Source organism: Paracoccus sp. (in: a-proteobacteria) (assembly GCF_030536915.1).
Taxonomy (GTDB): domain Bacteria; phylum Pseudomonadota; class Alphaproteobacteria; order Rhodobacterales; family Rhodobacteraceae; genus Paracoccus.
Map to the genome: position 1 here is coordinate 1 of NZ_JAUNPC010000221.1, position 1,594 is coordinate 1,594.

Genomic DNA, 1,594 nt, shown 5'->3' on the forward strand with positions numbered 1-1,594 from the left:
CGCCGCACCGTGTCCGGCGCCGGGGCGCCCCGGCTGGCCATCCTGCGCCGCGTGGTGCCGCCCCTCGCCGCCATCCTGGTCCTCGCAGGCGGCGTGGTGCTGCTGCTGTCGGCCAACCTGCCCGCCAGCGGCACCCGCATGGATTGGCTCGAGGATGTGGTGCCGCTGCCTTTCATCGAGGCCTCGCACCTGCTGTCCAGCCTGACCGGGCTGCTGCTGATCGTCATCGCGCGCGGACTTTACCGCCGCCTTGCCACCGCGCGGCTCGCGGCCATCGCCCTGCTGTTGCTGGGGGCCGGTTTTTCCCTGGCCAAGGGGCTCGACTGGGAAGAGGCCCTGCTGCTCTCCGCCATCGCCGCAGGACTGACGGTTGCCGGCCCGGCCTTCTACCGCAAGGGCGACTGGCGCTTCTTCCGGCCGGACCGGACCTGGATCGGTCTGATCGTGATCGTGGTGGCCGCCTGCACGCTGATCGGCCTGCTGGCCTATCGCCATGTCGATTACCGGGCGGACCTGTGGTGGGAGTTTGCATGGAAAGGTGACGCGCCACGCTTCCTGCGCGCCACGCTGGCGCTCTCCGTCCTGGCGGCGGCGCTGGCGATCGACACGCTCGTGAACCGCCCCGTCATGCGGCCGGCCGATCCGCCCATCCCGGTCCCCCCGGCCGTCCGCCGGATCCTCGCGGGCTCCTCCGACACGCAGGCCTGCGTGGCGCTGCTGGGCGACAAGCGCTTCCTTGTGGCCGAGGACGGCAAGGCCTTCCTGATGTATGCCGAGCGGGGATCGAGCTGGATCACGATGGGCGATCCGGTGGGCGAGGCGCAATCCGCCCCCGTGCTGATCTGGCGCTTTGCCGAAGCCGCCGACCGGGCGGGGGCGCGGGCCGTCTTCTACGCCGTCCAGCCCGCGTTCCTGCCCTTCTACCTCGACATGGGGCTGGCGATCCTGAAGATCGGCGAGGTCGCGCGGGTGCCGCTGGCGGATTTCACCCTCACCCTGCCCGCCCGCAAGCCCCTGCGCTATGCCAGAGGCAAGGCCGGGCGCGAGGGGATCGCCTTCTCGGTCGTGCCCAAGGCCGAGGTGCCTGCGATCCTGCCGGAACTGCGCGCCGTCTCGGACGCCTGGCTGACCAGCAAGAGCGGGCGCGAGAAAGGCTTTTCGCTCGGCCGCTTCGATGAAGCCTATATCGCCGAGTTCGACTGCGCCGTGATGCGGCGCGGCGAGCGCATCCTCGCCTTCGCGAACCTTTGGCGCAGCGGCGACGGCGGCGAGCTGTCGATCGACCTGATGCGCCATCTGCCCGAGGCGCCGAACATCGTCATGGACGCCCTTTTCGCGCATCTGCTGCTTTACGGGCAGGCGCAGGGCTATCGCTGGTTCAACCTCGGCGCCGCCCCGCTGGCAGGGCTGACCGACCATCCGCTGGCCTCGACCTGGAACCGCGTCGGCACCTTCATCTACCGGCGCGGCGACGAGTTCTACAATTTCGAGGGGCTGCGCGCCTTCAAGCAGAAGTTCGATCCCGTCTGGACGCCGCAATACCTTGCCTGCCGCGGAGGGCTGACGCTGCCGCAGGCGCTGTTCGACGTCACCA

Annotated in this window: 1 protein-coding gene; it reads left to right on the top strand. The window is 70.0% G+C overall.

Going from position 1 to position 1,594, the window contains the following annotated elements:
• The coding region (mprF, locus tag Q4F04_RS15905) for a bifunctional lysylphosphatidylglycerol flippase/synthetase MprF (protein ID WP_303370758.1) at positions 1-1,594 on the top strand (1,594 nt) is incomplete at both ends.